This is a genomic window from Sphingobium sp. D43FB (assembly GCF_002312805.1).
Lineage (GTDB): Bacteria > Pseudomonadota > Alphaproteobacteria > Sphingomonadales > Sphingomonadaceae > Sphingobium.
In genome coordinates this window covers 40,277-65,655 of record NZ_NMUA01000008.1, presented here as the reverse complement: position 1 = coordinate 65,655, position 25,379 = coordinate 40,277, and the positions used below count along the sequence as shown (strand labels likewise).

26 protein-coding genes and 1 pseudogene are annotated in these 25,379 nt (G+C 63.9%); 16 read left to right on the top strand and 11 right to left on the bottom strand.

The window, feature by feature from the left end:
* Nucleotides 1-55 precede the first annotated feature (55 nt).
* Nucleotides 56-670 (bottom strand): 30S ribosomal protein S4, encoded by a 615-nt coding sequence (rpsD, locus tag SxD43FB_RS08955; RefSeq protein ID WP_037476595.1) that lies wholly within the window; start codon nt 668-670, stop codon nt 56-58.
* Nucleotides 671-858: 188 nt separating this feature from the next.
* On the opposite strand from rpsD, the gene SxD43FB_RS08950 reads away from it, so the two are divergent.
* Nucleotides 859-1,155, top strand: coding sequence for a chorismate mutase (locus SxD43FB_RS08950; protein WP_096061882.1), 297 nt, complete (start codon nt 859-861; stop codon nt 1,153-1,155).
* Here the strand turns inward: SxD43FB_RS08950 and SxD43FB_RS08945 are convergent.
* Nucleotides 1,152-2,288 (bottom strand): aminotransferase class I/II-fold pyridoxal phosphate-dependent enzyme, encoded by a 1,137-nt coding sequence (locus SxD43FB_RS08945; RefSeq protein WP_096061881.1) that lies wholly within the window; start codon nt 2,286-2,288, stop codon nt 1,152-1,154. The two genes, SxD43FB_RS08950 and SxD43FB_RS08945, sit on opposite strands and share 4 nt — an antisense overlap.
* 66 nt (nt 2,289-2,354) lie before the next feature.
* On the opposite strand from SxD43FB_RS08945, the gene SxD43FB_RS08940 reads away from it, so the two are divergent.
* A complete protein-coding gene (locus tag SxD43FB_RS08940) occupies nt 2,355-2,618 on the top strand; it encodes a hypothetical protein (protein ID WP_096061880.1) in 264 nt (87 codons plus the stop codon).
* Between the two features lie 9 nt (nt 2,619-2,627).
* On the opposite strand, the gene SxD43FB_RS08935 is transcribed toward SxD43FB_RS08940, so the two are convergent.
* The 3 genes from SxD43FB_RS08935 to SxD43FB_RS08925 are packed head-to-tail and all read right to left on the bottom strand — an operon-like array spanning nt 2,628 to nt 4,896.
* A complete protein-coding gene (locus SxD43FB_RS08935; RefSeq protein ID WP_096061879.1) occupies nt 2,628-2,804 on the bottom strand; it encodes a DUF1508 domain-containing protein in 177 nt (58 codons plus the stop codon).
* A 23-nt stretch (nt 2,805-2,827) separates the two neighbouring features.
* Nucleotides 2,828-3,931 (bottom strand): FAD-dependent oxidoreductase, encoded by a 1,104-nt coding sequence (locus SxD43FB_RS08930; RefSeq protein ID WP_096061878.1) that lies wholly within the window; start codon nt 3,929-3,931, stop codon nt 2,828-2,830.
* Nucleotides 3,928-4,896: an alpha/beta hydrolase gene (locus tag SxD43FB_RS08925; protein ID WP_096061964.1), complete on the bottom strand. Its 969-nt coding sequence runs from the start codon at nt 4,894-4,896 to the stop codon at nt 3,928-3,930. Before SxD43FB_RS08925 ends, SxD43FB_RS08930 begins: the two co-directional genes overlap by 4 nt.
* Nucleotides 4,897-4,947: 51 nt before the next feature.
* On the opposite strand from SxD43FB_RS08925, the pseudogene SxD43FB_RS08920 reads away from it, so the two are divergent.
* From SxD43FB_RS08920 to SxD43FB_RS08880, 9 genes and pseudogenes are all read left to right on the top strand, one after another.
* Nucleotides 4,948-5,428 (top strand): annotated as a pseudogene (locus tag SxD43FB_RS08920) (prepilin peptidase).
* A gap of 48 nt (nt 5,429-5,476) precedes the next feature.
* Nucleotides 5,477-6,490, top strand: coding sequence for a Flp pilus assembly protein CpaB (gene cpaB / locus SxD43FB_RS08915; protein ID WP_096061877.1), 1,014 nt, complete (start codon nt 5,477-5,479; stop codon nt 6,488-6,490).
* A 1-nt stretch (nt 6,491) separates the two neighbouring features.
* A complete protein-coding gene (locus tag SxD43FB_RS08910) occupies nt 6,492-8,018 on the top strand; it encodes a type II and III secretion system protein family protein (RefSeq protein ID WP_176482725.1) in 1,527 nt (508 codons plus the stop codon).
* 16 nt (nt 8,019-8,034) lie between these two features.
* On the top strand, nt 8,035-8,697 hold the full coding sequence (locus SxD43FB_RS08905; RefSeq protein ID WP_096061876.1) for a CpaD family pilus assembly protein: 663 nt from the start codon (nt 8,035-8,037) through the stop codon (nt 8,695-8,697).
* 1 nt (nt 8,698) lies between these two features.
* On the top strand, nt 8,699-9,991 hold the full coding sequence (locus SxD43FB_RS08900; protein ID WP_096061875.1) for a pilus assembly protein CpaE: 1,293 nt from the start codon (nt 8,699-8,701) through the stop codon (nt 9,989-9,991).
* 51 nt (nt 9,992-10,042) lie between these two features.
* Nucleotides 10,043-11,041 (top strand): type II secretion system F family protein, encoded by a 999-nt coding sequence (locus SxD43FB_RS08895; protein WP_096061874.1) that lies wholly within the window; start codon nt 10,043-10,045, stop codon nt 11,039-11,041.
* A gap of 19 nt (nt 11,042-11,060) precedes the next feature.
* The gene (locus SxD43FB_RS08890; protein ID WP_096061873.1) at nt 11,061-12,050 is read left to right on the top strand and encodes a type II secretion system F family protein; all 990 of its coding nucleotides are present in this window, start codon (nt 11,061-11,063) and stop codon (nt 12,048-12,050) included.
* A gap of 130 nt (nt 12,051-12,180) precedes the next feature.
* Entirely contained in the window at nt 12,181-12,597 is a 417-nt protein-coding gene (locus SxD43FB_RS08885) for a DUF2147 domain-containing protein (protein ID WP_069066267.1), read from the top strand.
* Nucleotides 12,598-12,703: 106 nt separating this feature from the next.
* Nucleotides 12,704-13,519 (top strand): FkbM family methyltransferase, encoded by an 816-nt coding sequence (locus SxD43FB_RS08880; RefSeq protein ID WP_037476582.1) that lies wholly within the window; start codon nt 12,704-12,706, stop codon nt 13,517-13,519.
* 31 nt (nt 13,520-13,550) lie between these two features.
* Here the strand turns inward: SxD43FB_RS08880 and SxD43FB_RS08875 are convergent, their stop codons facing one another.
* The 5 genes from SxD43FB_RS08875 to SxD43FB_RS08855 form a co-directional block, all read right to left on the bottom strand.
* Nucleotides 13,551-14,243 (bottom strand): amino acid racemase, encoded by a 693-nt coding sequence (locus SxD43FB_RS08875; RefSeq protein WP_096061872.1) that lies wholly within the window; start codon nt 14,241-14,243, stop codon nt 13,551-13,553.
* A 116-nt stretch (nt 14,244-14,359) separates the two neighbouring features.
* Nucleotides 14,360-15,781: an NAD(P)(+) transhydrogenase (Re/Si-specific) subunit beta gene (locus tag SxD43FB_RS08870; protein WP_037476580.1), complete on the bottom strand. Its 1,422-nt coding sequence runs from the start codon at nt 15,779-15,781 to the stop codon at nt 14,360-14,362.
* On the bottom strand, nt 15,781-16,065 hold the full coding sequence (locus SxD43FB_RS08865; RefSeq protein WP_006950157.1) for a proton-translocating transhydrogenase family protein: 285 nt from the start codon (nt 16,063-16,065) through the stop codon (nt 15,781-15,783). Before SxD43FB_RS08865 ends, SxD43FB_RS08870 begins: the two co-directional genes overlap by 1 nt.
* Nucleotides 16,066-16,141: 76 nt before the next feature.
* The gene (locus SxD43FB_RS08860; RefSeq protein ID WP_096061871.1) at nt 16,142-17,263 is read right to left on the bottom strand and encodes an NAD(P) transhydrogenase subunit alpha; all 1,122 of its coding nucleotides are present in this window, start codon (nt 17,261-17,263) and stop codon (nt 16,142-16,144) included.
* A gap of 36 nt (nt 17,264-17,299) precedes the next feature.
* Nucleotides 17,300-17,425, bottom strand: coding sequence for an aa3-type cytochrome c oxidase subunit IV (locus SxD43FB_RS08855; RefSeq protein ID WP_037476577.1), 126 nt, complete (start codon nt 17,423-17,425; stop codon nt 17,300-17,302).
* A 155-nt stretch (nt 17,426-17,580) separates the two neighbouring features.
* Here SxD43FB_RS08855 and SxD43FB_RS08850 point away from each other — a divergent pair, with 155 nt between their 5' ends.
* Entirely contained in the window at nt 17,581-19,026 is a 1,446-nt protein-coding gene (locus tag SxD43FB_RS08850) for a sigma-54 dependent transcriptional regulator (protein ID WP_096061870.1), read from the top strand.
* A 78-nt stretch (nt 19,027-19,104) separates the two neighbouring features.
* Nucleotides 19,105-19,731 (top strand): hypothetical protein, encoded by a 627-nt coding sequence (locus SxD43FB_RS08845; protein WP_096061869.1) that lies wholly within the window; start codon nt 19,105-19,107, stop codon nt 19,729-19,731.
* Between the two features lie 10 nt (nt 19,732-19,741).
* Here SxD43FB_RS08845 and SxD43FB_RS08840 read toward each other — a convergent pair whose 3' ends face one another.
* A complete protein-coding gene (locus tag SxD43FB_RS08840) occupies nt 19,742-20,782 on the bottom strand; it encodes a COX15/CtaA family protein (RefSeq protein WP_096061962.1) in 1,041 nt (346 codons plus the stop codon).
* A 223-nt stretch (nt 20,783-21,005) separates the two neighbouring features.
* On the opposite strand from SxD43FB_RS08840, the gene SxD43FB_RS08835 reads away from it, so the two are divergent.
* The 3 genes from SxD43FB_RS08835 (at nt 21,006) to SxD43FB_RS08825 (ending at nt 25,370) form a co-directional block, all read left to right on the top strand.
* Nucleotides 21,006-22,808, top strand: a complete 1,803-nt coding sequence (locus tag SxD43FB_RS08835; protein WP_096061868.1) for an IlvD/Edd family dehydratase — start codon at nt 21,006-21,008, stop codon at nt 22,806-22,808.
* A gap of 64 nt (nt 22,809-22,872) precedes the next feature.
* Nucleotides 22,873-24,450, top strand: coding sequence for an aldehyde dehydrogenase (NADP(+)) (locus tag SxD43FB_RS08830; RefSeq protein WP_096061961.1), 1,578 nt, complete (start codon nt 22,873-22,875; stop codon nt 24,448-24,450).
* The gene (locus SxD43FB_RS08825; protein ID WP_096061867.1) at nt 24,447-25,370 is read left to right on the top strand and encodes a Gfo/Idh/MocA family oxidoreductase; all 924 of its coding nucleotides are present in this window, start codon (nt 24,447-24,449) and stop codon (nt 25,368-25,370) included. Before SxD43FB_RS08830 ends, SxD43FB_RS08825 begins: the two co-directional genes overlap by 4 nt.
* The last annotated feature ends 9 nt before the right edge of the window (nt 25,371-25,379 follow it).

The window sequence follows — 25,379 nt, the reverse complement described above, 5'->3', positions numbered from 1 at the left end:
AAAAGGGCGGCTCCTTGCGGAACCGCCCTTTTTCGTAAGTCTGTCGGAAAACCGATTAGCGCGAATAGAATTCGACGACCAGGTTCGGTTCCATCTTCACCGGATAGGGCACTTCGTCCAGCGTCGGTACGCGGACATAGCTGACCTTGGCGGCACCGTCGGGTGCGACATAGTCGGGGATGTCGCGCTCGGCCAGGGCCTGTGCTTCCATCACCAGCGCCATTTCCTGCGCCTTCTTGCCCAGCGTGATCTCGTCGCCCGGCTTCACCAGACGCGACGCGATGTTGCACTTCACGCCGTTCACATAGATGTGGCCGTGTGAAACGATCTGGCGGGCCGAAAAGATGGTCGGCGCGAACTTGGCGCGATAGACAACGGCGTCCAGGCGGCGTTCCAGCAGACCGATGAGGTTCTGGCCGGTGTCGCCCTTCATGCGGCTCGCTTCGAAATAGTTCTTCTTGAACTGCTTCTCGGTGATGTCGCCATAATAGCCCTTGAGCTTCTGCTTGGCGCGCAGCTGGATGCCGTAGTCGGACACCTTGCCCTTGCGGCGCTGGCCGTGCTGACCGGGACCATATTCGCGCTTGTTGACAGGCGACTTAGGACGGCCCCAGATGTTCTCGCCCATGCGACGGTCGAGTTTATACTTGGCGCTTGTGCGCTTCGTCATGATAATTCCTTCGATATGCTAACAACGTTACCCCGGTATCGCCTACGTCCGTATTGCGTCGAAACACTCAGGGGCAGGGCCACCGCTTCACCGGGATGCGGGACCAATCGCGAAGGCGCGCCTATGGAGAGAAGGGCCGGGTATGTCAACCCTCGACACGGCTGGACGCGCGGCTTAGTCCGGCACTCATGAACCCTGACGACTATACCTCCATGGCGCAGGTGCGCGCGGGCGTCGATGCGCTGGATCGCCAGCTCGTCGCCCTGCTTGCCGAGCGCTTTGCCCATATGCGCGCCGCGGCCCGCATCAAGCCCGATCGCAGCGCCGTGCGCGACGAGGCTCGCAAGGCGCAGGTCATCGCCAATGCCTGCGCCGAGGCGGAGCGGCTGGGTGCGCCCGCCGACATCGTCGCTGAATTGTGGGAGCACCTGGTCGAAGCGTCGATCGCCTATGAGATGGCGACGTTCGACCGGACGCGGGGTTAAACGCGGCGCTGCGCCGCGAACCAGGGGATCATTCGCGCGATCGCATCCTCGACCCGGTCGGTCGACACCGCAAAGCTGAAGCGGATGAAGCGATGCCCATCGACCGGATCGAAATCGATCCCCGGCGCGGTGGCCACCCCCGTCTCGCGCAACAGCCGCTGGCAAAAGCCAAGGCTGTCCTGCGTCAGATGCCCGACATCGGCATAGATATAGAAGGCCCCGTCGGGCGGCGCGATCCGTGCCAGCCCCAGCGCGGGCAGCGCGTCGAGCAGCAATTGCCGATTGCGGCGATAGGTTTCGACATGCGCCTCCAACTCGTCGGCGCAATCGAACGCTGCCAGCCCCGCCTGCTGCGCCAGCACCGGCGGGGTCAGGAACAGATTGCCCATCCGTGCCCGCGCCGCGTCGATCAGGGCGGGCGGCACGACGATCCACCCCAGCCGCCATCCGGCCATGCTGAAATATTTGGAAAAACTGTTCACGATCACCGCGTCGGGCGCATATTCCAGCATCGAATGGGCCGGCTCACCAAAGCTCAGCCCATGATAGATTTCATCCGACACGATGCGGATGCCGCGATCGGCACAGACCCGCGCGATCCGTGCCAGTTCGTCGGCCGGAATGATGGTGCCGGTGGGATTGGCCGGACTGGCCAGGATCAAACCGTCGGGCGCGGGATCGATCGCCGCCAGCGCCTTGGCGCTAATCTGGTAACGTTCGGTCGGGCCGCATCCGACCTCGACCGGTTCCAGATAGAGCGCCTTCAAGGTGTTGCGATAAGCGACATAGCCCGGCCGGGCCGTCGCGACCCGCGCGCCGGGCGCAAACAGGCTGGTCAGCGCCAGCACCAGACCCGGCGACGCGCCACAGGTGAGCAGCACCTGCTCGGCCTCCACCGAAACGCCATGCCGTTCGGCATAAAGATGCGCGATCCGCTCCTTGAGCGCTTGGCTTTCCCAATAGCCCATCGGATCGGTATCCAGCACATGATGCGCCCTGGCGATGGCGGCGGCAGGCGCGCCGGTCGATGGCTGGCCGAATTCCATATGCAGGATGGAACGGCCCTGCGCTTCGAGGGCATGGGCTTCGCGGCTGATGGCGATGGCGTGGAACGGGTCGATGCTGGCGATCATGCGCGTCTGCCTAGGCCGCTGCCTGCCTGATCGCAACCATGGCGCTGGCCCGGCGTTCAAAGTTCCATGTCCGACACCATCCTCACCGCTCTGCAATATTATGGCGCGGGCGCCGCCACGTTGGCGGCCTTGATCGTCTCACTGAACCTTGGCCGACGGATCACCGGCTGGGCCTTCGTGCTGTTCGTCACCAGCTCGATCGCGTTGATCGGCTGGGGCTTTCTGGCCGAGGATAGCGAGGGGATTGGCTGGCAGAATGTCGCGCTGCTCGTCATCAACGCCGTGGGCGTGTGGCGCTATTTGATTTCAAAGCACAAGCCGCGCGATTGAGCTCTGGCTTTATTCCGCTTCCTCGACCGATGCGCCAGGGCCATTCTTGAGCACCGATTCAATCGCATTTCTGGCCCCTGCCTTGCTGGCATAGCCTTCGGCCCAGAATATCGTCTCACTATTATATTTGAACTTGGCGACGAACTCACCGGCTTTGTTCTTTTCGATCACGAATTTATGCGCCATTTTCCGTCTCCAGACTCGTTGCGTCAACGAAACCGTCCTGGACAATAGGCAGCGGCGTCGATCCCTGCAATGCTTTGTGGCAACGATTCCCCCCGGATGATGGCTGCCGCCAGCATCGCAGCAGCCGGTGCCGTCTGGATGCCGAAACCGCCCTGCCCCGCAAACCAGAAAAAGCCCGGCATGTCGGGATCGAAGCCATAGACCGGCGCGCGATCGGGCGCGAAGCTGCGCAGCCCGGCCCAGCGATGCTCGATCCCCGCCACCGGCCAGTCCACCACCGCCTCGAACCGCGCCACCGCCTGCGCAACGGCCATCTCTTCCGGCGCAGCATCGCAGGGTGGTGAGGGCACTTCGTCATGCGGGGTCAGCCACACACGGTCGCGCCCTTCCGGCTTGAAATAAAAGCCACCGCCAAGATCCATCACCAACGGCAGGTCGGGCGAAGGCAAGGATGGCACCCGCAATTGCGCCACTGTCCGCCGCAGCGGTGTGATCCCGACCGGCGCGACGCCGCAGGCCTGCGCGACATCATCCGCCCAGGCGCCCGCCGCATTGACGATCAAACCGCAGGCCAGCGGCCCGTCCGCCGTCTCGATCCGCCAGCCGCCTCCTTCGCGCCGTGCGCTGATCAGCCGCGCGCCCAGTTGCATCGTCCCGCCGCGCCGACGCAATTGCCGCAACCAGGCCTGATGCAGCGCCGCGACATCGATATCGCGGCAACTCGCCTCCATCACGCCCAGCGTCCATTCGGGCCTTAGTCCCGGCACATAGGCGGCCGGATCGACCGGCTGCAAATCCACCCTGCCCGCAAAATCCGCGATCAGCGCATCGCGCGCAGCTTCATCCGAAGCCCGCCCGATATGCAGGGTGCGGCGCGGCGACAGGAAGCTGCCGTCATGAAAGTCGGGATCGGGGGCCGCCAGCATTGGTCCCGATGCCGTGGTCAGCGGCTGGACCGCCGGGCCGCCATAGGTTTCTTCCCAGAAGGCCACGGACCGGCCGGTCGCATGATAGCCCGCCTGCCGCTCCATCTCCAAAACCAGCACGCGGCCATGCGCCGCCAGTTCCGCACCCAGGCTGGCCCCCGCCATCCCGCCACCGACAATCACGATATCGGGCAGGCTCACCGGGCGGCCTCATCCAAAAATGCATCGATCCGCCCCAGCGCATCCAGACGTACCCCGTCCAGTTCGCGCAGGATTTCATGCGCCGCCTCGCGCCCATAGACATGCAGTTGCGCGCCCGGAATGCGGGCCGCCGCCGCCCGGATGGCGGGGGTGGACACCAGCTGATCCACGCGCGTCGCCAATATCAACAAAGGCACGTCGATCTGCGTGAGGCCGTCGCCTTCGCTTAGCGCTTGCGTCGATTCGAGCGCCTGCGCGACCCAGTTCCAGCTTGGCGGCCCCAGGGCAATCTCGCGACTATGGTCGCGCCACCATAGTTCGTCGGCATAGCGTTCCGGGTCATGCGTCAGGCGCTTCTGTCGCATTCGCCGCTGCCGCTCCGAATCCTCCTTCTGCGTCCAGGCACGCAGCCGCCCCTTGCCACGCCGGATCATCCCCTGTGCGACCATCACCGCCAGCCAGCGTGGCAGCGGCGCACTGTGCAGGCCCAGCATCGGCGCAACGGCAACCGCTGCATCGGGTGGCGTCATCCCCTCGGCGAGCGCCCGCAGCAGCATATGCCCGCCCATGCTATGCGCCACCATCGCGCTTGGCCCGCTACCCTGCGCCCGCCAATCGTCGGCCAGGGCGCGCAGGTCGGCGATATAATCGGCGAAATCGTCGATGTGCCCGCAGAGCAGGTCATCCGTCAGACGCCCCGACCCGCCCTGCCCGCGCCAATCGAAACTGGTGACGGCCCAGCCGCGCGCCGCCCAATGGGCAATGACCTCCAGATATTTTTCGATCATGTCGCCGCGCCCGCCCATGACGAGCATGCGCCCGCGCGCGCCGCTGCCCAACTGGTAACGGCGAATCGGCCAGCCGTCAGGCGCGGTCCAATAGTCCAGCCGCCCGCCCATTGGCCAGGCGCGCCGGTCCAGAACCGGTGTGTCGAAGGCCGGAGCCGGAGAAAGGGGCGAATCCATGAACCGCATGGTTACGGTTTGGTAAGTCATCAGGTCTAGGGAATAGTGCCCATGTTAGGGGAATATTTCCGGCTGGCGCTGATCGTCGCCCTGGGCGCGCTGCTGATTGCGGCGGCGATCACCGATTTGCGCGCGCGGATCATTTCCAACCGGCTCAACTTCGTCATCGCCGCGCTCGCGCCGCTCTGGTGGATCGCCTGTGGCCTCAACCTGTGGCCCGATGTCGGGGTGCAACTACTGGTGGGCGGCATCGTCTTCATCCTCTTCGCCGCTCTATTCTCGATGGGCATGATGGGCGGCGGTGACGTCAAGCTGCTCGCCGCTTTGGCGCTATGGTTTCCCTGGCAGGCGGTCATCTCGCTGCTGGTGCTGATGGCGCTGCTGGGCGGTCTCGTCACCCTGATAACGGTGATCCATCACCGCATGACCCGGCGGCTGGGCCAGCCCGAAATACCTTATGGCGTGGCGATCTCGCTCGCCGCTTTGTGGCTGCTACCTTGGCCAACGATATCTTAACCAATTTACGGGATGAGTAGGGCACTGGGGGCAGTGTAGCCGCTTGAGGGAGGCGAATTTCGTCATGGATGCCAAGAAGATCGTGCTGCTGGTGGGGGCGCTTATTATAGCAGTCACTACAGCCTTGCTTGCACGCAACATGTTGAGTTCTTCGAGCACGCCGCAGGCCACCGCCTCGTCGATGCCAACCGAAGCGGATCAGCCCCATGTGCTGGTTGCGACCAAGGCCTTGCCCGTCGGCACCATCCTCGATGCGGAAAGTTTCCGCTTCCAGCCATGGCCCAAGGATCTGATCGAACAGGCCTATTATCTCAAGGGGCAGGCCGATCCGGTCAAGCTGGCAGGCAGCGTCGTGCGCACCGCCATCTCGGCTGGTCAGCCCTTGACCCAGGGTGGCCTCGTCAAGCCGGGCGACCGGGGCTTCCTGGCCGCCGCCCTTGGCGCTGGCATGCGCGCCGTGACCGTGCCCGTTTCGGCGCAAAGCTCGGTTGCAGGCTTCGTCTTCCCCGGCGATCGCATCGACCTCGTCCTGACGCAGAGCGTTGCTGGCGGCGGCGATGGCGAACCGCTCCGCGTGTCGGAAACCATCCTGCGCAACATTCGCGTGCTGGCCACTGACCAGCGCATGGATGCCATGGGGCCAGACGGCAAGCCGGTGGTGCAGACCTATTCCAACGTCACCATCGAAGTGACGCCCAAGATTGCGGAGAAGATCGCGGTTGCCCAGACGGTCGGCTCGCTGTCGCTGTCGCTGCGGTCGCTCGCCGACAATTCCTCGGACCTGGACGCGGCCATTGCCGGCACCGACGTCGAACTGCCCGATGGGGCCAGCCCGAACGCTGAAAAGGCACTGCTTGCAAAGCTCGCGTCGCGCCCGGTCGATCGTGGTGCCACCTATTCCACCGGCGCCGACGTCTCGCGCTATCAGCGCAGTTCCGTCCCCGCCAAGGCCGAAGCGCCTATGCCACCGATGGTCGCCGCCAATGGCGCACCGATGGGCACGGTCGCCTTCAAAGGCCCAGTCATCCGCGTGGCCCGCGGTACCAACGTGACCGAAGTTCCGGTCGGGGGGAAGTAAGATGAAGACCATGCACAGCTTCGCACGGCGCATCGCGGTCAAGCCGCTCGCTGCCCCGGCCCTCGCCATCGGCCTTGCCATCCTGGCGACCGCCGTTCCCGGCACGGCCGTCAACGCCGCCCCGTCCAGCGCGCAGGACAATGCCATCCTGATGTCGGTCGGCGGCAGCCGGGTCGTCAATCTGGGTGCCAAGATGTCGGATGTGGTGATCGGCGACCCCAATGTGGTCGACGTGCATGTCCGCTCACAGAACCAGCTCTATCTGATCGCCAAGAAGCCGGGGGAAACCACGGTCTTTGCCACCGCCACCAATGGCAAGGTGCTGTTTTCCGGCACGGTGCGGGTCGGCAACAACCTGACCAGCATCGACGACATGCTGCGTCTGGCGATGCCCGGCGCGCAGGTCGCGGTCAACAAGATGAACGGCATGGTCCTTTTGACCGGCACGATCCAAGCACCCGAAGACGCGGCCGAAGCCGAACGGCTGACGCAGGCCTTCGTCGGCAAGGATGTGACCGTCGTCAGCCGCCTGCGCATGGCAACGCCGCTGCAGGTCATGCTGCAGGTCAAGATTTCCGAAGTCGCCAAGGATGTCGGGCACAAGATCGGCACCAACTTTGCTACTGTCGACAGAAGTGTTGGGCCAGGCAACAGCGTCAGCGGTATGAGTGGTGGAGGCACCCGCGCTTTTGCCGAATATAACCGCGATGAAGGTTTCTGGAACTTCAATTACCCGGTGGACGGCGGCTATAGCCTCGGCGGCGTTGCCCGCATCCTGGGCATGGACATTGCCGGTGCGTTGGACCTCGCCGAATCGAGCGGCCTTGCCAGCACGCTGGCCCAGCCGAACCTGACCGCTTTGTCGGGCGAAACCGCCAGCTTCCTGGCGGGCGGTGAATATCCCTACACGATCAACAACGGTCAGCAGGGCAACAGCATCGAGTTCAAACAGTACGGTGTGCAACTCGCCTTCACGCCGACCGTGCTGGCCGATGGACGCATTTCGCTGCGGGTTCGCCCGACCGTGTCGACGCTCGACTTCACGCTCAATGCCGATGTTCCCGCGCTCAAGAGCCGCACCGCGGAAACCACGGTGGAACTGGGGTCGGGCCAGGCCTTCATGATTGCTGGCCTGCTCAACAATGAAACCAGCAACGGCATCAACAAGGTGCCCGGCATCGGCAATATCCCGATCCTGGGCAGCCTGTTCAAATCGCGCCAATTCCAGCGCAGCGAGACCGAACTGGTCATCGTCGTCACCCCCTATCTGGTGAAGCCGATGAACGCATCGGACGTGCGCCTGCCGACCGATGGCTTCCGCAACGCGGATGTGGGCCAGGGTCTGTTCCTGCAGCAGGGCCATGACGGCGTCAGCGGCGCTCGCGCGCCGATGCCGACCCGCGCGCCCGGTGGCAGCGTGCCGACCCCCGGCCCGCAGGCGATGGCGACCCCGGCCCCGGTCGTTGCCAGCGCCGACAGCCGCAAGGCCGGGAAATCCGGCGCGGCCGCCCCTGGCTTCAGTTTCTGACGGAAGGACGAACGACATGACCTCCCCTCTCCCGACCCGTCTATCGCGCAAGCCCCTGGCCGTATTGGCCCTGATGGCTTTGCCACTGACAGCCTGTGTGACCGATAGCCAGAACCGCAGCGTCGATTCGGTTCATCAACCGGTCGTCAGCTACGCCGCCTACACCTATGATGTGCAGGCTGGCGCTGGCGATATGCTGACGCCCGCCGAAACCCGTCGCCTGGACGACTGGTTCACCTCCATTGGCCTCAGCTATGGCGATCAGGTGGCGATCGTCTCGGACAGCTATTATGGTCCCGCCCTGCATGACGGCATCGCCGACGTGGCGGCGCGCCGGGGTCTGCTGGTCGGCACCGACAGTTCGGCAGCGGCCGGCGTCGCGCCGCAGGGCATGCTCCGCTTGGTCGTGCGCCGCGCCACGGCAACCGTGCCGGGCTGTCCCGACTGGTCGGCCAAGCAGGAATCCGAAATGAACCTGGGCGCGTCGAGCAATTATGGCTGCGGCGTCAACAGCAATCTGGCGGCGATGGTTGCCAATCCCGAAGATCTGGTCCGGGGCCAGGGCACCGACAGCAATTTGCGGACGGCGACCTCCAACCGCGCCATCACGACATATCGCGAAAAGCCGCCGACCGGTGCTGGCGAACTCAAGGAAATGCAGGCTGGAGGAGGCGAGTAACATGAACGCACCCTGGAAACCCGGCGCGGCTGGTCCACGCGATCCGTTCCACGCCTTCGTCTGCGACGATCATAGCTTCGACATGGTTCGCGCCGTGGCGGCCGAAATGGGCTGGGCGCCTGAAAAAGTGAACAAGGGCGGGATGCGCAATGCGGTCCAGAGCCTGTCGATCACTGCTTCGCCCCAGATCCTGTTCGTCGACATGTCCGAAAGCGGCGATCCGCTCAACGACATCAACAGCCTCGCCGAAGTGTGCGAGCCGGGCACGGTCGTCATCGCGGCGGGCCAAGTCAACGACGTGCGCCTCTATCGCGATCTCGTTGCCAGCGGCATTCAGGATTATCTGCTCAAGCCGTTCGGCGCCGACCAGTTGCGCGATGCGCTGGCCAATGCGCAGGCCGTGTTCATGGCCCCGCGCGATGCGACGCCGGACCGGCCGCATATGGCCGTCGCGGTCATCGGCACGCGCGGCGGCGTTGGCGCGTCCAGCTTGGCGACCTCGCTTGCCTGGTTGCTGTCGGACAAGAAGAAGCGCCAGACCGCGCTGCTCGACCTAGACGTGCATTTCGGCACCGATGCGCTCGCGCTCGACCTGGAGCCGGGCCGTGGCCTGACCGACGCGATCGAAAATCCGAGCCGGATCGACGGTCTGTTCATCGAACGCGCCATGGTCCGCGCTAGCGACACGCTAGCGATCCTCTCGGCCGAAGCCCCCATCAGCCAGCCGATGCTGACCGATGGCGGCGCCTTCTACCAATTGCTGGAGGAGTTCCGCTCGGTCTTCGAATGCAGCGTCATCGACCTGCCGCGCGCCATGCTGATCCAACACCCTCATTTGATCAGCGAGATTCAAGTCACGATGGTCGTGACGGAACTGACGCTGGCGTCAGCGCGCGACACGATCCGCATTCTGTCCTGGCTCAAGACGAACGCACCCAACAGCCGCGTCGTCGTGGTCGCAAACCGCGTCCACCCTGGATCGCCGGAGATCAGCCGCAAGGATTTCGAACAGTCGATCGAGCGCAAGGTCGATGTCCTCATTCCCTTCGACCTGCGCGTGGCATCGCAGGCGGCAAAGCTCGGCAAGACGCTGGCCGAAACCGCCAAGGGCAGCAAGATCGGGGCAGCCTGCTCCAGCCTGCTCGAAGAGATAGTCGGCGCAGCAGAGTCGGAATCGGCCCAATCCGGTGGAAAATCTGCCGTGAAAAAGGGCGACTCCCTGCTCGGCAAAATCGACTTCAGGGCCATGATGCCGTCGCGACGCAAGGACAAGGCCGCCGCGCTGGAAGATTGACGACGCAGGTCGCCCGGTGGCGACGGCAGCCCATGAAGGACGGGGTAGATAATGGACGGCAATTTCATCCTGATCATGGTGTTGATGGCGACCCTCATGGGCCTGGCCGTCGTCGCCTTTGCCGGGCCATCACCGGAAAAGGCGCGCAAGCGCCGCGTCGCGATGATCCGCGGCCGTCACAGCGATTCGGCCGAAGCATTGCTGGAAGCGCGCATGCGCAAGGCGATTTCCAACCGCTCCACCACCATCGAAACCAAGATGCTGGTCTCGCTCATCCCCAACCCGGAAAATCTGACCAAGCGGATCGTGATGACCGGCAAGAAATGGACGCTCAGCCAATATATGACGGCCAGCGCGTTCATCTTCCTGGGGCTTGCCGCCTTGCTGATGCTGCGCAGCTTTCCGCCGCTGATGGCGCTGATGTTCGGTCTCGCCGCGGGCCTTGGCCTGCCGCACTGGTGGGTCGGCCGCCTGATCACCAAGCGGGTCAATCAGTTCACCGCCAAATTCCCCGATGCGCTGGAACTGCTGACGCGCGGCCTGCGGTCTGGCCTGCCGATCGCGGAGACATTGGGCATCGTGTCGAGCGAAGTGCCGGGACCAGTGGGCGAAGAGTTCAAGCTCATCACCGAGCGGATCAAGATCGGCCGGTCGATGGAACAGGCGTTGCAGGAAACGGCCGATCGCCTGGGCACGCCTGAATTTCAATTCTTCGTCATCACCTTGTCGATCCAGCGGGAAACCGGCGGCAACCTGGCCGAAACCTTGTCCAATCTGGCGACGGTCCTGCGTCAGCGCGCGCAGATGAAGCTCAAGATCCGCGCCATGTCGTCGGAATCCAAGGCATCGGCCTATATCATCGGCGCCCTGCCGTTCCTGGTGTTCGGGATGATCTGCTACATCAACTTCAACTATATGGAACCCTTCTTCACACCGGACCCGGCGGGCCTCTTTGGCCTTTCGCTGATGCAGGTCGTGGGCATAGGTGGCTTCTGCTGGATGGGCATCGGCGCGTTCATCATGGCGCAGATGGTCAATTTCGAAATCTGATCGGGACGGGAGAAAAGATATGGACGCCCCTGCCCCAGCCGGCACCTTGTTTGGCCTGACGGCCACTGACGTCGGCACCCTGTTGGCCGCTCTGGCAACGCTCGCCATGCTCTTTGCCCTTTATGCGGTGATGACCGTGCGCGACCCCATGGCCAAGCGGGTCAAGGCGCTCAACGAACGGCGCGAACAGTTGAAGGCGGGCATTACAGCCTCCACCGGCAAGCGCCGCGCCAGCCTGGTCAAGAAGAACCAGACGACCGACAATATGCGCTCCTTCCTGTCGAGCCTGAAGGTCTTGCAGGACGACCAGCTCAAGGACGCCCAGATCCGGCTGGCCCAGGCCGGCATCCGGTCCAAGGATCTTGCCGTCGCTGTGATCTTCGGCCGCATGTTCATGCCGATCATCATCGGCGGGCTTGCCGTCACCCTGCTCTATGTCGTGGGTATCCAGCCCGAATGGGGGCCGATGAAGCGCTTCTTTGCGTTCGCGGTCACCCTGATACTCGCCTATAAGGCGCCAGACCTCTACATCGACAATAAGGTTGCAAAGCGCTCCGCCGCCATCCGCAAGGGGCTGCCCGATGCGCTCGACCTGCTGGTCATCTGCGCCGAGGCGGGGCTGACCGTCGATGCCGCCTTCAACCGGGTCGCACGCGAACTGGGCAAGGCTTATCCCGAACTGGGCGACGAATTTCAGCTGACCGCGATCGAACTGTCCTTCCTCACCGAACGGCGCATGGCGTTTGAAAATCTCGCCACCCGCGTCAAGCTGGATGCAGTCAAGGGCGTGGTGACGACCATGATCCAGACCGAAAAATATGGCACTCCGCTTGCCTCCGCGCTGCGCGTCCTCTCCGCCGAATTTCGTCATGATCGCATGATGCGCGCGGAAGAAAAGGCCGCGCGCCTGCCCGCGATCATGACCGTGCCGCTCATCCTCTTCATCCTGCCGACCCTGTTCGTCGTCATCCTGGGTCCGGCGGCCTGCTCGATCAGCGAGGCCTTCTAAAAAATTGCGGCCACGCGCTGCGCGATGCCGTAGCGTTTCGCGCCAAACTGCCTGCTTCCGCCCTAAATGGCGGTGGCGGGCACCGCGCATCCCGCCTATCTCTGGTCCCAAGACAAAGAGAGAGGATCGCATGAAGAGCATCGCATTCACCATCGCCACATTGGCCGCCGCCTCGGCCCTGCCCGCCCAGGCCGCTCAGCCCGTGACCGGCCGCTGGACCACCGTCGATGGCAAGGCGATCGTCCACATTGCACCGTGCGGCAAAAGCCTGTGCGGCAAGATCGAAAAGATCCTCAAACCCACCCCCGGCCGTCCGCACACCGACGCGGAAAACAGCGATCCTGCGCTACGCTCGCGCCCGCTGGTGGGCCTGCCCTTGCTGACCGGCTTTTCCGATGCGGGCGACATCTGGAAAGGGACGATCTACGATCCCGAAAGCGGCAAAAGCTACAAGTCCAAGATCAACCGCAACCCCAATGGCACCTTGAAGGTCCAGGGTTGCATCGCGTTCCTTTGCAAAACCCAGACCTGGACGCCAACGCGGTGAGCCGAAACGGGCGAGCCGGAACGATCGTTGACAAGTTTCCGACCAGCGTGAAGAAGGCCCCGCTCGACAGCCGGAAGGCTGACCTACAATAATAAGGCCTATTTCTATGTTCGCCAGTTCCATCGCCGGTCGGATGGATCGACACAGTTTTGCAGACCAGTTGGTGGCAGCGAACGGTGGTGCCTGGCCCGATATGGAAGGTCTGATACGCGACCTGTATGTGACGCATGCCCGCCCCGGCGACACCATGCTGGATGTCGGCGTCAACCATGGCGGCCATTTCATGCAGATGGGCGAGGCCGTTGGCGAAGCCGGCCATGTCATCGGGTTCGAGGCCGCGCCCGAACTGGCGCGGCGCACCATGGCGACCGTGGACCAGCATTGCGCCTATCTCCGCCCGCGCCTGACGCTGCATCAGTGCGCGGTATCCAACGAAGCGGGCGAGGCCAGCTTCTACTTCAGCAAGATGAATGACTCCGGCCTCAGCGGCCTCGCCAACCGTGCCATCCTTGCATCGGGGGACGTCGAGGAGATCAAGGTCGAAGTCCGTACCATCGACAGCATGGTCGATGATTATGTCGCGGCCATGCTATGCTTTGCCAAATTCGACATTGAGGGTGCCGAATATCACGCCTTCCTGGGTGCCGAAAAGATCTTCAAACATCATCCCATCATCACCTTCGAATGGGATGTCAGTTCACCGCGCTATTTCAACTATAAGCCCGAAGACATATTCAACTTCGTTACCAGCCGGGGCTATCGCATTTTCGACCTGTTCGGCTTTGCCTATGACAGCGTCGCAGAGCTGGTCGATGCGCGCGTCTGGAACTTCGTCGCCATACCGCTTGAAATGGACCCTGCCCATATTCTGAGCCCCAGCATCGAGACCATGACGACGCTCTTCCCCGATATTTTCCGCTAACGCCGCGCGGTGCGCGCCGCGCCGCCCTGTTTCATTCCCCCAGGATGAAATCCACGCCTGCCATCGCGTGAATACTGGTGCAGTCGTAGATCGGCAGCACATTGGCCTTCACGTCGACGATCAGTTCCAGCTCGGTACAGGCCAGCACCACCGCCTGCACATCCTGCTTGGCGATGTCGGTCAGCGCGCTTTTCATGAAGCGCTGCGAATCCTTGTTGATCCGCCCCGCCGACAATTCTTCATACATGATGTGGTTGATCCGGTCGGCCAGTGCGGGATCGGGCGGCAGCAGCGACATGCCATGGCCCACCAGCCGCTGACGATAGAATTTCTCCATCATCACATTGCGCGTACCGAGCAGAGCCGCGGTGGTGATGCCGTCCCGCTTCATCGCCTGCCCCACCACGTCGGCGATATGGATGACCGGAATCGATACAGCCGCCTGCACCCGGTCATGGACGCGATGCATCGAATTGGCGCAGATCAGCAGCGCCTGCGCCTCGGCCGCCTCCAGCCGCCGCGCCGCCGTCACCAACGGGACGGACGCGCAATCCCAATCGTCGTCCGACACGCATTGCGCCACCGCCGCGAAGTCCAGGCTTTCGATCGCCAGTGGCGCACTGTGCAAGCCGCCTTTGGTCCGCTGCACCGCTTCGTTGATGATCTGATAATAGCGCGCCGTGGACGCCCAGCTCATTCCCCCGATCAGGCCAAGTTTGTGCATGCTATCCCCTATTTCGTCATCCCGGCGAAAGCCGGGATCTCACTTCTTCCCTGCTTGGAAGCGAAAGAAAAGAGAGATTCCAGCTTTCGCTGGAATGACGGGAAGGAGAGGTTGGCTTAATGGGCAAGCCCCTTGACGATTTCCTCGACCATCTTCTTGGCATCGGCCAGCAGCATCATGGTGTTGTCCATGTAGAAGACTTCATTGTCGACGCCGGCATAGCCCGCTCCGCCCATGGAGCGCTTGACGAACAGCACCGACTTGGCGTTGGCGACGTCCAAAATCGGCATGCCATAGATGGGCGACGTCTTGTCGGTCTTGGCCGCCGGATTGGTGACGTCGTTCGCACCGATGACGAAGGCGACGTCGCACTGGCCGAACTCGCTGTTGATGTCCTCCAACTCGAACACTTCGTCATAGGATACGTTCGCTTCGGCCAGCAGCACGTTCATATGCCCTGGCATACGGCCCGCGACGGGATGGATCGCATATTTGACGCTGACGCCTTCCTTCTTGAGCAGGTCGCCCATCTCGCGCAGCGCATGCTGGGCCTGGCTCACCGCCATGCCATAGCCCGGCACGATGATGACGCTGTCGGCCTGCTTCATCAGGAAGGCAGCATCCTCGGCCGAGCCGCGCTTGTAGGGACGGTCGATAACCGGCCCACCTGCGCCCGAAGGCCCGGACTCCGCGCCGAAGCCTCCCGCGATCACGCTGATGAAGCTGCGATTCATCGCCTTGCACATGATGTAGGACAGGATCGCGCCCGACGATCCCACCAGCGCGCCGGTGATGATCATCGCGCTGTTGCCCAGCGTAAAGCCCATCGCGGCGGCAGCCCAGCCCGAATAGCTGTTGAGCATCGACACCACGACCGGCATGTCCGCCCCACCGATCGGGATGATCAGCAGGAAGCCGATGATGAAGCTGAGCGCCGTTACGGTCCAGAAAATCCAGGGGCTTTGATCGGTCACGAAATAGGCGATCAGGCCCAATATCGCCGCCAGCGTGCCCAGGTTGATGACATGCCGCCCCGGCAGCATGATCGGCTTGCCCGACATATTGCCGTTGAGCTTCAGGAAGGCGATCACCGAACCGGAGAAGGTGATCGCGCCGATGGCGACGCCCAGACCCATTTCGATGCGGCTGGCACCATGGATTTCACCCGTCACGGCATCCAGAATCCCAAACGCTCCAGGGTTGAGGAACGCCGCTGCGCCCACCAGCACCGCGGCCATGCCGACCAGGCTGTGGAACGCCGCGACAAGCTGCGGCATGTCGGTCATCGCGATCCGCCGTGCGATGATGAAGCCGATGCCGCCGCCGATGACGATAGCCCCGATGATTTCGGGCAGGCTCACCACATCATGGGTATAAAGCGTGGTGGCGACGGCAATCGCCATGCCGATCATGCCCATACGGTTGCCGCGACGGCTGGTGGCCGGGCTGGAGAGGCCACGAAGGGCCAGGATGAACAGGACGCCTGCGACCAGATAAGCGAGGCTCACGCCCCATGGGATCTGTGCGATCTCATGCATCACTTGCGCTCCTTCTTCTTGTACATCGCCAGCATCCGCTCAGTGACCGCAAAGCCGCCGAAGATGTTGACCGATGCAAAGACCACCGCGAGCAGCCCCAGATATTTGGCCGCCGCACTCCCCGCCTCCGCCGACGCGACCAGCGCACCGACGATGATGACAGATGAAATGGCGTTAGTGACCGCCATCAACGGCGTATGCAGCGCGGGCGTCACCGACCACACCACATAATAGCCGACGAAACATGCCAGCACGAAAACCGACAGGATGGAAATAAAGTCCATCATCCTACTCCCCGTTCGTCCCGATTTGGCTGCGGGACGTTGGCCCGAACGCGCATGGCGCGAACGGGCGATTCCCCTAACCGAGCAGCCGCTCGTTCACGACCTTGCCGCCCTGCGTCAGGCGGATGGCGTTGCCGATTTCTTCGTCCAGCACCGGCGCGCCCTTTTCCTTGTCCCAGAAGGCGGACAGGAAGTTGAACAGGTTGCGCGAGAACAAAGCGGACGTGTCCGCCGCCAGCCGCGACGGCACATTGCGGTGGCCCACGATCTTGACGCCGTGGCGCAGGACCACTTCGCCGGGCACAGCACCCTCGACATTGCCGCCCTGCTCGACCGCCAGATCGACGATCACGCTGCCCGGCTTCATCGTCGCGATCTGCGCGTCGCTGATCAGGCGCGGCGCGGGCCGCCCCGGAATGAGCGCCGTGGTGATGACGATGTCCTGCTTGGCGATATGCGCGGACACGAGTTCGGCCTGCGCGGCCTTATATTCATCGGACATTTCGGTGGCATAGCCGCCCGATCCTTCGCCCTCGATGCCCGCGACCTTCTCGACGAAGATCGCCTTGGCACCCAGCGACTCGATCTGCTCCTTGGTCGCGGCGCGCACGTCCGTCGCGCTGACCTGCGCACCCAGCCGCTTGGCGGTGGCGATCGCCTGCAGGCCTGCCACGCCCACACCCATGATGAAGACGCGCGCGGCCGACACCGTGCCCGCCGCCGTCATCATCATCGGAAAGGCCCGGCCATATTCGGCGGCAGCATCCAGCACAGCCTTGTAACCCGACAGGTTCGACTGGGACGACAGGATATCCATCGACTGCGCACGCGTGATGCGCGGCATGAACTCCATCGCCAGCGCCTCATAGCCGGCCGCCGCATAGGCATCGACCCGTGCCCGGTCACCGAACGGGTTAAGCCCTGCCACGATCCAGGCACCTGGGTTCACGCCCGACAGGCTGGCCACGTCCGGCCCCTGCACGCCCAGCACGATATCCGCGCCTGCCACCGTCGCGGCTCGATCGGCGACGGTAGCCCCCGCCGCCACATAGTCGGCATCGGCGATCGACGCAGTCAGCCCGGCCCCCGCCTCGACAGCGACCTGCGCGCCAAGGCCGATAAACTTCTTCACCGTCTCCGGCGTCGCGGCAACACGGGCTTCGCCCGCTGCCTGCTCTTTCACCACTGCTATTTTCATTATTATGGCATCCCCTCCCTGTTCGTCGCGCCGTGCTTAGCTGGAGATCAGCAGCACCACGATCGCGGCCACCGCCACCGAGGCGATCGTGCCCCACTTCATCAGACCCACAAACCCCGAATAGGTCTGGGTCGCATCCTTGATATTTCCGTCCGTGGCCATGCTGGGTCTCCCTATTGTGGTAAAATCAGGCCAACCTCTTATCCGCAACCTGCCCCCCCCTCAACCCGCCCAAGGCCAAGAAAATCTTTCGCAGTTAAGCGCGCCTTTACCCCGCGTCCCTATCGTCGGTCGCCTGTTGCAATTGAGGGGTGCGAATGGCGCGCGACGGCATACCAATGCTGATGTTGATCGACGACGAACCGGCGCAGCGGCGGCTGGTATCGGCACTCGCGGCGCGTGCGGGCTGGCGCACGATCTTTGCAGGCGACAATGAAACCGCCATCGCGATGCTCGGCACGCAGGACGGGATGCAGCTTGATGCGATCATCCTCGACCAATGGAGCCCGGATTATGAGCCAGCCGGCTTGGTCGGCGAGATTCGCACCCGTCGCCCCGCTCTGCCGATCCTGATCCTCACCGCCCACAATAATGTCGCCGTCGCGGTCGATGCCATGCGGGCCGGGGCCACCGACTATCTGTCCAAGCCGATCGCGCCCGAACGCCTGCTTGCCGCACTCAATGCCACGCTCACCGATGGCAGCGACGGCGAACTGCGCCCACTCACAGAAAAGATCACCGCCCCCCTCTCCTTCGAGGATGTCGTCGGCTCCGCGCCGCAATTCCGCGCGGCCCTTGCCATCGCGGCCAAGGCAGCGCGCGCCCGCGTGCCCGTCTTGATCGAGGGCGAAAGCGGCGTCGGCAAGGATGTGATCGCGCGCGCCATCCACGCCGCTTCGCCCCGCCACAAACAGGCGATGGTCACCGTCAATTGCGGTGCCATCCCCGCCAACCTGGTCGAATCGGAACTGTTCGGCCATGAACGCGGCGCCTTCACCGGTGCTTTCGACCGGCATGTCGGCAAATTTGCCAGCGCCGACATGGGCACCATATTTCTCGACGAAGTCAGCGAGATGCCGCTCGATGCGCAGGTCAAATTGCTTCGCGTTCTGCAGGATGGCGAAGTCCAACCGATCGGCGCGCGCCGCCCGATCCATGTCGATGTGCGCGTCATCGCTGCCACCAACAAAAAGCTCGCCGAAGAGATTGAGGCCGGGCGCTTCCGCGAGGATCTCTACTACCGCCTCAACGTCGTCCAACTCACCATCCCGCCGTTGCGCGAACGCATGGGCGACATTCCGGCTTTGTGCCGCCACCTGCTGACGCGGATCGCCGCGCAGCCGGGCTTGCGTGGCCTCGGCCTCACCGACGATGCGCTTGCGCTGCTGATGCAGCATGGCTGGCCCGGCAATGTCCGCCAGCTTCAGAACGCGCTGTTCCGCGCCGCCGTGCTATGCGAGGGCGACGCCCTTACGCCGCAGGATTTCCCGCAGATCGCCGCTCAGATCAAGGCGAGCGACCCGCTCGATCGCTTGTCCATCCGCCCGCGCGCCGCCAATCAGCCGCACCGCGACGGCGCAGGCATTACCCTGTTCGAGGGCGACGGCCATGTCCGCCAGCTTGCGGACATCGAAGCGGACGTCATCCGCCTCGCCATCGGCCATTATCGCGGTCGCATGACGGAGGTCGCCCGACGGCTGGGGATCGGGCGATCTACCCTTTACCGCAAACTGGCCGAACTGGGCATCGACAGCGCCGCCTGACCGGTGAACATGACGTCCTGTCGCCTCCTCTCGGGCAATGTCGTTGAATTATCGCCGCGCCTATGCTTTGGATCGCGCATGAACCGTTTTCCCCTTACCGCTTGCCTGCCCTTCCTGTTGCTCGCCGCCTGCGGCCGCACCGAGCCGGTTGCCGATATGCCGAGCCAGGAGGAATTGGCCGCCGCCGCCAATGCCGCCGCGGCAGAAGCACTCGCCACGCAGCAGAGCGACGAAGGCCTCGAATCGCTCGAATATGTGAATGCCGCGCGCGGCTTTTCCGTCACGCTGCCCGAAGGCTGGGTGAAGGATGAAAGCGCCAGCAATGCCGATGGCGTGGTCTATGAAGATCCCGGTGCCGGCGCGGACGTGCGCGTCTTCTGGCAGAAGAATGACGGCGACCAGACATTGCAACAGATTGTCGAGGCGGTCAGCGACGGGGCCGAAGGCGTCGATGGCGATTTCATCGGCGACAATGAATATCGCGGCACCGCCAATGACGGCGAAGGCAATAATGTCGCCGTGCGTCTGCTGCGCCAGCCGGACGGATCGATCGTGACGGCGACCTTCGTCTATCCCGAAATGCTGAGCGAACAATATCAGAGCATATCGGACGCGCTGTTGCGGAGCCTGCGACTATTGCCCGCCGCGACACCGGCCGCCGCGCCCGAAGCCGCCGCCAATGCGGCGAGCGCGCCGAAGCCCTGAGGCTGACGCTCTAACCCCGGCGTCGTCCGATGCTGTGCGCGCCCCATGCGAGCGCCGCCACAACGATCGCGCCGACCGCCTGATGCAGCACGGCGAGCGGCAGCGCGATACCGCTCATCACCGTGGCTATCCCCAGCAGGATTTGCGTACCTACGCTGGCATTGATCGCGATCGACGCACCGCGCTGTCCAGCCCGCTTGGCCCGGCGCGCCAGCATCACGGCCAGGATGGCGGCACCCCAGGCCCACCAGCGATGGATGAAATGGACGAGATAAGGGTCGCTTGACAGCGTCGCCCATAGCGACCCCATCCAGGCCATGCCGTCCGGCACGAAACGGTCATTCATCAGCGGCCAGGTGTTGGCGACATAGCCCGCATTCAGCCCGGCGGTGAATGCCCCGAACAGCAATTGCACGAACAGCCCGATCAGCACGACCAACGCGAAGGGCCGCAGCGTCGCCGGGCGCGCATTGCGGTCGCGCGCCAGCATCAATAGGTCGAGCGCGGTCCACACCAACCCACCGATGATCAGCAGCGCATTGAGCAAATGCACGGCCAGCCGATAATGGCTCACGTCGGTGCGTTCCGACAAGCCCGACTGTACCATCCACCAGCCGATCGCCCCCTGCAATCCGCCGAGCGCCAGCAGCGCCACCAGCCGCCAGCCATAGCCCTGCGGAATGGCGCGCTTCCACGCGAACCACAGCAAGGGCAGAGCAAAGGCCAATCCGATCACCCGCCCCAGCAACCGATGCGCCCATTCCCAGAAGAAGATGAACTGGAAATCATTGAGGCTCATGCCCCGGTTGATCTGCTGATATTCGGGGATTTGCTGGTAGAGGCGAAACGCCTCCATCCATTGTTCATGGGTCAGCGGGGGAATGGCCCCGGTGATCGGCTTCCATTGCGTGATCGACAGGCCGGATTCGGTCAGGCGCGTGATCCCGCCGACCACGACCATGAGGAACACAAGCGCTGCTACCGATAGCAGCCAGCGGGCGATGGCGCGCGGCGCAGGCGCGGCGGACGATCGGGGGAAGGTCGCGGTCATGGCCGGTCCATGCGCCGATGCCTGGCGCGTTTCAAGAGCGCATGCGCTTGACAAATGGGCAGGCCAGCCGCCGGGTCGGCTACGCAAGCGGCGGTGCGCGCCCCGGATCGACGCCAAATTTGCGGCATCGGTCGCATGCACGCTTGAAACTGTATTTGTATGAGTATATCGGAATGGCGAGCGCGCAAAAAGCGCCATGCCTTATTCTCGTCAGGATGCCCCAATGAGCGATTCGTCCAACTCCGCCCCAAAACTGCGTAGCCGCGCCTGGTTCGACAACCCCGACAATATCGACATGACAGCGCTCTATTTGGAGCGCTATCTCAATTTCGGCCTCAGCCTCGACGAACTGCGTAGCGGCAAGCCGATCATCGGCATCGCCCAGACCGGCAGCGACCTGTCGCCCTGCAACCGCCACCATATAGTCCTGGCCGAACGCATGCGCGACGGCATCCGCGAAATGGGCGGCATTGCGCTCGAATTTCCGGTCCATCCGATCCAGGAAACCGGCAAGCGCCCGACCGCCGGCCTTGACCGCAACCTCGCCTATCTCGGCCTGGTCGAGGCCATGTACGGTTATCCGCTCGATGGCGTGATCCTGACCACCGGCTGCGACAAGACCACACCGGCGCTGCTGATGGCCGCCGCCACCGTCAACATCCCCGCCATTGCGCTGTCGGTCGGCCCGATGCTGAACGGCTGGTTCAAGGGCGAGCGCACCGGTTCGGGCACGATCGTCTGGAAAGCACGCCAGTTGCTGGCGGCGGGCAAGATCGACGATGAAGGCTTCATCAAGCTCGTCGCCTCCTCCGCCCCGTCGACCGGCTATTGCAACACGATGGGCACCGCCTCGACCATGAACTCGCTCGCCGAAGCGCTGGGCATGATGCTGCCCGGATCGGCCGCGATCCCGGCCCCCTATCGCGATCGCCAGGAAGTCGCTTATCTGACCGGCAAGCGCATCGTCGAGATGGTGGCCGAGGATCTGAAGCCCTCCGACATCCTGACCCGCGAGGCTTTCCACAATGCGATCATGGTCAACAGCGCCATCGGCGGATCGACCAACGCGCCGATCCATCTGGCCGCGATCGCCCGCCATATCGGCGTCGACCTGCCGCTCAAGGATTGGGAGACGGTCGGTCACAAGATCCCGCTGCTGGTCAACCTCCAGCCTGCGGGCGAATATCTGGGTGAGGATTATTATCGCGCCGGTGGCGTCCCCGCCGTGGTGGCCCAGCTGATCGCGCAGGGGTTGATCCATGAGGATGTGATGACCGTCAATGGCAAGACCATGGGCGACAATTGCCGTGGCGTGGAAATCGAAGACGAAAAGGTCATCCGGCCCTTCGACCAGCCTTTGGTCGAGGATGCAGGCTTCCTGGTCCTGTCGGGCAATCTGTTCGACGCCGCCGTCATGAAGACGAGCGTCATCAGCCCGGAATTCCGCGACCGCTACCTCTCCAATCCCGAAGACCCCAATGCCTTTGAAGGCCCGGCGGTCGTGTTCGACGGGCCGGAGGATTATCATCACCGCATCGACGATCCCTCGGTCGGCATCACCGATCAGACCTTGCTCTTCATGCGCGGCGCGGGGCCGATCGGCTATCCGGGTGCAGCCGAAGTTGTAAACATGCGTCCGCCTGCCTATCTCATCACCGAAGGCGTTTCGGCCCTGCCCTGCATCGGCGATGGTCGCCAATCGGGAACGTCGGGCAGCCCGTCGATCCTCAACGCTTCGCCCGAAGCCGCGGCCATGGGCGGCCTCGCGCTGCTCGAAACCGGCGACCGGGTGCGGATGGATCTCAACACCGGCACGGTCAACGTGCTGATTTCGGACGAGGAACTGGCGGAACGCCGCGCAAAGCTGGAGGCCGCTGGCGGGTTCAAATATCCCGCGTCGCAAACGCCGTGGCAGGAAATCCAGCGGTCGGTCGTTGGCCAGATGGATACCGGCGCGATCCTCGAAGGCGCAGAAAAATATCAGCGCATCGCCCAGACCATGGGCCTGCCGCGCGACAATCACTGATCCCTTCCCTGTTCCCCGGCCCGCGCCGGGGAACAGCATCATGAACCAATTTCAGGAGAATCCCATGTTCAACGGAGCCATCCTCATCGGCGCAAACGAGCGTCAGGGCGGAGAGACTTTCTACGCCATCAACCCGGCGACCGGCGAAAAGGGCGACGTCGCCTTCTCCAGCGCCATGCCCGCCGAAGTCGAAGAAGCCGCCAAGCTGGCCGATGCCGCGTTCGATAGCTTTTCGACCTTGGTACCCGACGCCCGCGCGACTTTCCTGGAAACCGTCGCGGACAATATCGTCGCCATCGGCGACCTGCTGATCGAAACCGCGATGGCCGAATCCGGCCTGCCGCGCGCCCGTCTGGAAGGCGAGCGGGGCCGCACAGTCGGCCAGTTGCGCTTGTTCGCCAGCTATGTACGCCTTGGTGACTGGTTCGATGCCACGATCGACCCCGCCATGCCCGACCGCGCGCCGATGCCCCGCGCAGACCTGCGCCGCGTCAACCATTCGGTCGGCCCGGTCGCCGTGTTCGGCGCGTCCAACTTCCCGCTCGCCTTCTCGGTCGCGGGCGGTGACACGGCATCGGCCTTCGCCGCTGGTTCGCCTGTCATCGTCAAGGGCCATAGCGCCCATCCCGGCACCGGCGAACTGGTCGCCCGCGCCATCCAGGCAGCGGTCAAGGCCTGTGGCCTGCATGAAGGCGTCTTCTCCTACCTGCCCGGCGCCAACCGCGCGCTGGGTGGCGCCCTGGTCGCTGATCCCCGCGTCAAGGCGGTCGGCTTCACCGGATCGCGCGGTGGTGGCGTTGCGCTCATGAAGATCGCGGCGGAACGCAACGAACCGATCCCGGTCTATGCTGAAATGTCGAGCATCAACCCGGTCGTCCTGCTCCCCGGCGCTCTCGCCGAACGGGCCGAAGCCATGGGCACGGCATTCGTCGGCTCGCTGACCATGGGGTCGGGCCAGTTCTGCACCAACCCCGGCCTCGTCATCGCGCTTGACGGCCCGGACCTCGACACGTTCGTCGCAGCCGCCGCCCAAGCCATGTCGGGTGCCCAGCCGCAGGTCATGCTGACGCCCGGCATCCACGAAGCCTATGAAAAGGGCGTCGCTGCCCTGTCCGGCGCAGATGGCGTCACCACCGTCGCTCGCGGCACCGAAGCGGAAGGCTGCAACCGTGGCCAGGCCGCCTTCTTCGCGACCGACTCGGCGACCTTCGGGGCCAACCCGCTTCTGGCCGAAGAAGTGTTCGGTTCGTCGTCCGTTTTGATCAAATGCAGCAGCATCGAGGAAGTCATCGCGACCATCGCCGGTCTCGAAGGCCAGCTGACCGCTACGCTTCAGCTGACCGAAGCCGACAATGCCGACGCCGCGAAGCTGCTCCCCGTGCTGTCGCGCAAAGTCGGCCGCATCCTGACCAACGGCTGGCCCACCGGCGTCGAAGTGACCCATGCGATGGTGCATGGTGGTCCTTTCCCGTCGACCGCCGATGGCCGCTCGACCTCGGTCGGCACGCTGGCGATGATGCGCTTCCTGCGTCCCGTCTGCTATCAGGACGTGCCTGACGCGCTGTTGCCAGCCGCCTTGCAGGACGCCAACCCGCTCGGCTTGACGCGCCGCGTCGATGGCAAGCTGGTCGCTGCTGCATGAGCATCCGGGCAGGTCTGGTAGGGCTGGGTAAAATCGCGCGCGACCAGCACCTGCCCGCGATGGCCAATACCGACGGCATCGATCTGGTCGCCGTCGCCAGCCGCAACGCGCAGGGGGAAGGGGTGAATAATTACCCCGACCTCGGCGCGATGCTGGCGGGCGAGCCCGACCTCGACGCCGTGATCCTGTGTCAGCCGCCGCAGGCCCGCTATCATGCGGCGCGGCAGGCGTTGCTGGCGGGGAAACATGTTTTCCTCGAAAAGCCGCCCGGCGCGACCGTCTCCGAAGTCGAGGCGCTGATCGCGCTGGCAAAGGCGCAGAATGTCACCCTCTACGCCAGCTGGCACAGCCGCTACGCCGCCGCCGTGGCGCAGGCCAAGGCCTGGATTGTGCAGCGCAAGATCGAACGCATTTCGATCCAATGGCGCGAGGATGTGCGCCACTGGCATCCCGGTCAGCCCTGGATCTGGGAAGCGGGTGGCTTTGGCGTGTTCGATCCGGGCATCAATGCCCTATCGATCCTGACCGAAATTGTCCCCGAACCCGTCACCGTCCTGTCCGCCAATCTGGAAGTGCCCTCCAACAAGGACGCCCCGATCGGCGCGACGCTCGCCATGGCGACCGCGTCGGGCGCGCCGATCGACACCGTGTTCGATTGGCGTCAGACCGGGCCGCAGACCTGGGACATCGCCGTCGATACCGATAATGGCAGCCTTCTCCTGTCCGAAGGCGGCAACACGCTGCGGCTGGACGGTGAAGTCCAGTTGAAAGCCGCCGACGAAGAATATCCCGCCATGTATCGCCGTTTCGTCGATCTGGTGGCTGACCGGGCGATCGACGCCGATATTGCCCCGCTCCGTCTTGTCGCCGATGCCTTCCTTTGCGGCCGACATTGTCCTACGGCTGTGTTCGAGGACTGATAAGGGAGC

Coding starts and splice junctions, on each gene's coding strand:
- rpsD (WP_037476595.1), bottom strand. CDS start 670: ATGACGAAGCGCACAAGCGCCAAGTATAAACTCGACCGTCGCATGGGC.
- SxD43FB_RS08950 (WP_096061882.1), top strand. CDS start 859: ATGAACCCTGACGACTATACCTCCATGGCGCAGGTGCGCGCGGGCGTC.
- SxD43FB_RS08945 (WP_096061881.1), bottom strand. CDS start 2,288: ATGATCGCCAGCATCGACCCGTTCCACGCCATCGCCATCAGCCGCGAA.
- SxD43FB_RS08940 (WP_096061880.1), top strand. CDS start 2,355: ATGTCCGACACCATCCTCACCGCTCTGCAATATTATGGCGCGGGCGCC.
- SxD43FB_RS08935 (WP_096061879.1), bottom strand. CDS start 2,804: ATGGCGCATAAATTCGTGATCGAAAAGAACAAAGCCGGTGAGTTCGTC.
- SxD43FB_RS08925 (WP_096061964.1), bottom strand. CDS start 4,896: ATGGATTCGCCCCTTTCTCCGGCTCCGGCCTTCGACACACCGGTTCTG.
- cpaB (WP_096061877.1), top strand. CDS start 5,477: ATGGATGCCAAGAAGATCGTGCTGCTGGTGGGGGCGCTTATTATAGCA.
- SxD43FB_RS08910 (WP_176482725.1), top strand. CDS start 6,492: ATGAAGACCATGCACAGCTTCGCACGGCGCATCGCGGTCAAGCCGCTC.
- SxD43FB_RS08905 (WP_096061876.1), top strand. CDS start 8,035: ATGACCTCCCCTCTCCCGACCCGTCTATCGCGCAAGCCCCTGGCCGTA.
- SxD43FB_RS08900 (WP_096061875.1), top strand. CDS start 8,699: ATGAACGCACCCTGGAAACCCGGCGCGGCTGGTCCACGCGATCCGTTC.
- SxD43FB_RS08895 (WP_096061874.1), top strand. CDS start 10,043: ATGGACGGCAATTTCATCCTGATCATGGTGTTGATGGCGACCCTCATG.
- SxD43FB_RS08890 (WP_096061873.1), top strand. CDS start 11,061: ATGGACGCCCCTGCCCCAGCCGGCACCTTGTTTGGCCTGACGGCCACT.
- SxD43FB_RS08885 (WP_069066267.1), top strand. CDS start 12,181: ATGAAGAGCATCGCATTCACCATCGCCACATTGGCCGCCGCCTCGGCC.
- SxD43FB_RS08880 (WP_037476582.1), top strand. CDS start 12,704: ATGTTCGCCAGTTCCATCGCCGGTCGGATGGATCGACACAGTTTTGCA.
- SxD43FB_RS08875 (WP_096061872.1), bottom strand. CDS start 14,243: ATGCACAAACTTGGCCTGATCGGGGGAATGAGCTGGGCGTCCACGGCG.
- SxD43FB_RS08870 (WP_037476580.1), bottom strand. CDS start 15,781: ATGCATGAGATCGCACAGATCCCATGGGGCGTGAGCCTCGCTTATCTG.
- SxD43FB_RS08865 (WP_006950157.1), bottom strand. CDS start 16,065: ATGGACTTTATTTCCATCCTGTCGGTTTTCGTGCTGGCATGTTTCGTC.
- SxD43FB_RS08860 (WP_096061871.1), bottom strand. CDS start 17,263: ATGAAAATAGCAGTGGTGAAAGAGCAGGCAGCGGGCGAAGCCCGTGTT.
- SxD43FB_RS08855 (WP_037476577.1), bottom strand. CDS start 17,425: ATGGCCACGGACGGAAATATCAAGGATGCGACCCAGACCTATTCGGGG.
- SxD43FB_RS08850 (WP_096061870.1), top strand. CDS start 17,581: ATGGCGCGCGACGGCATACCAATGCTGATGTTGATCGACGACGAACCG.
- SxD43FB_RS08845 (WP_096061869.1), top strand. CDS start 19,105: ATGAACCGTTTTCCCCTTACCGCTTGCCTGCCCTTCCTGTTGCTCGCC.
- SxD43FB_RS08840 (WP_096061962.1), bottom strand. CDS start 20,782: ATGACCGCGACCTTCCCCCGATCGTCCGCCGCGCCTGCGCCGCGCGCC.
- SxD43FB_RS08835 (WP_096061868.1), top strand. CDS start 21,006: ATGAGCGATTCGTCCAACTCCGCCCCAAAACTGCGTAGCCGCGCCTGG.
- SxD43FB_RS08830 (WP_096061961.1), top strand. CDS start 22,873: ATGTTCAACGGAGCCATCCTCATCGGCGCAAACGAGCGTCAGGGCGGA.
- SxD43FB_RS08825 (WP_096061867.1), top strand. CDS start 24,447: ATGAGCATCCGGGCAGGTCTGGTAGGGCTGGGTAAAATCGCGCGCGAC.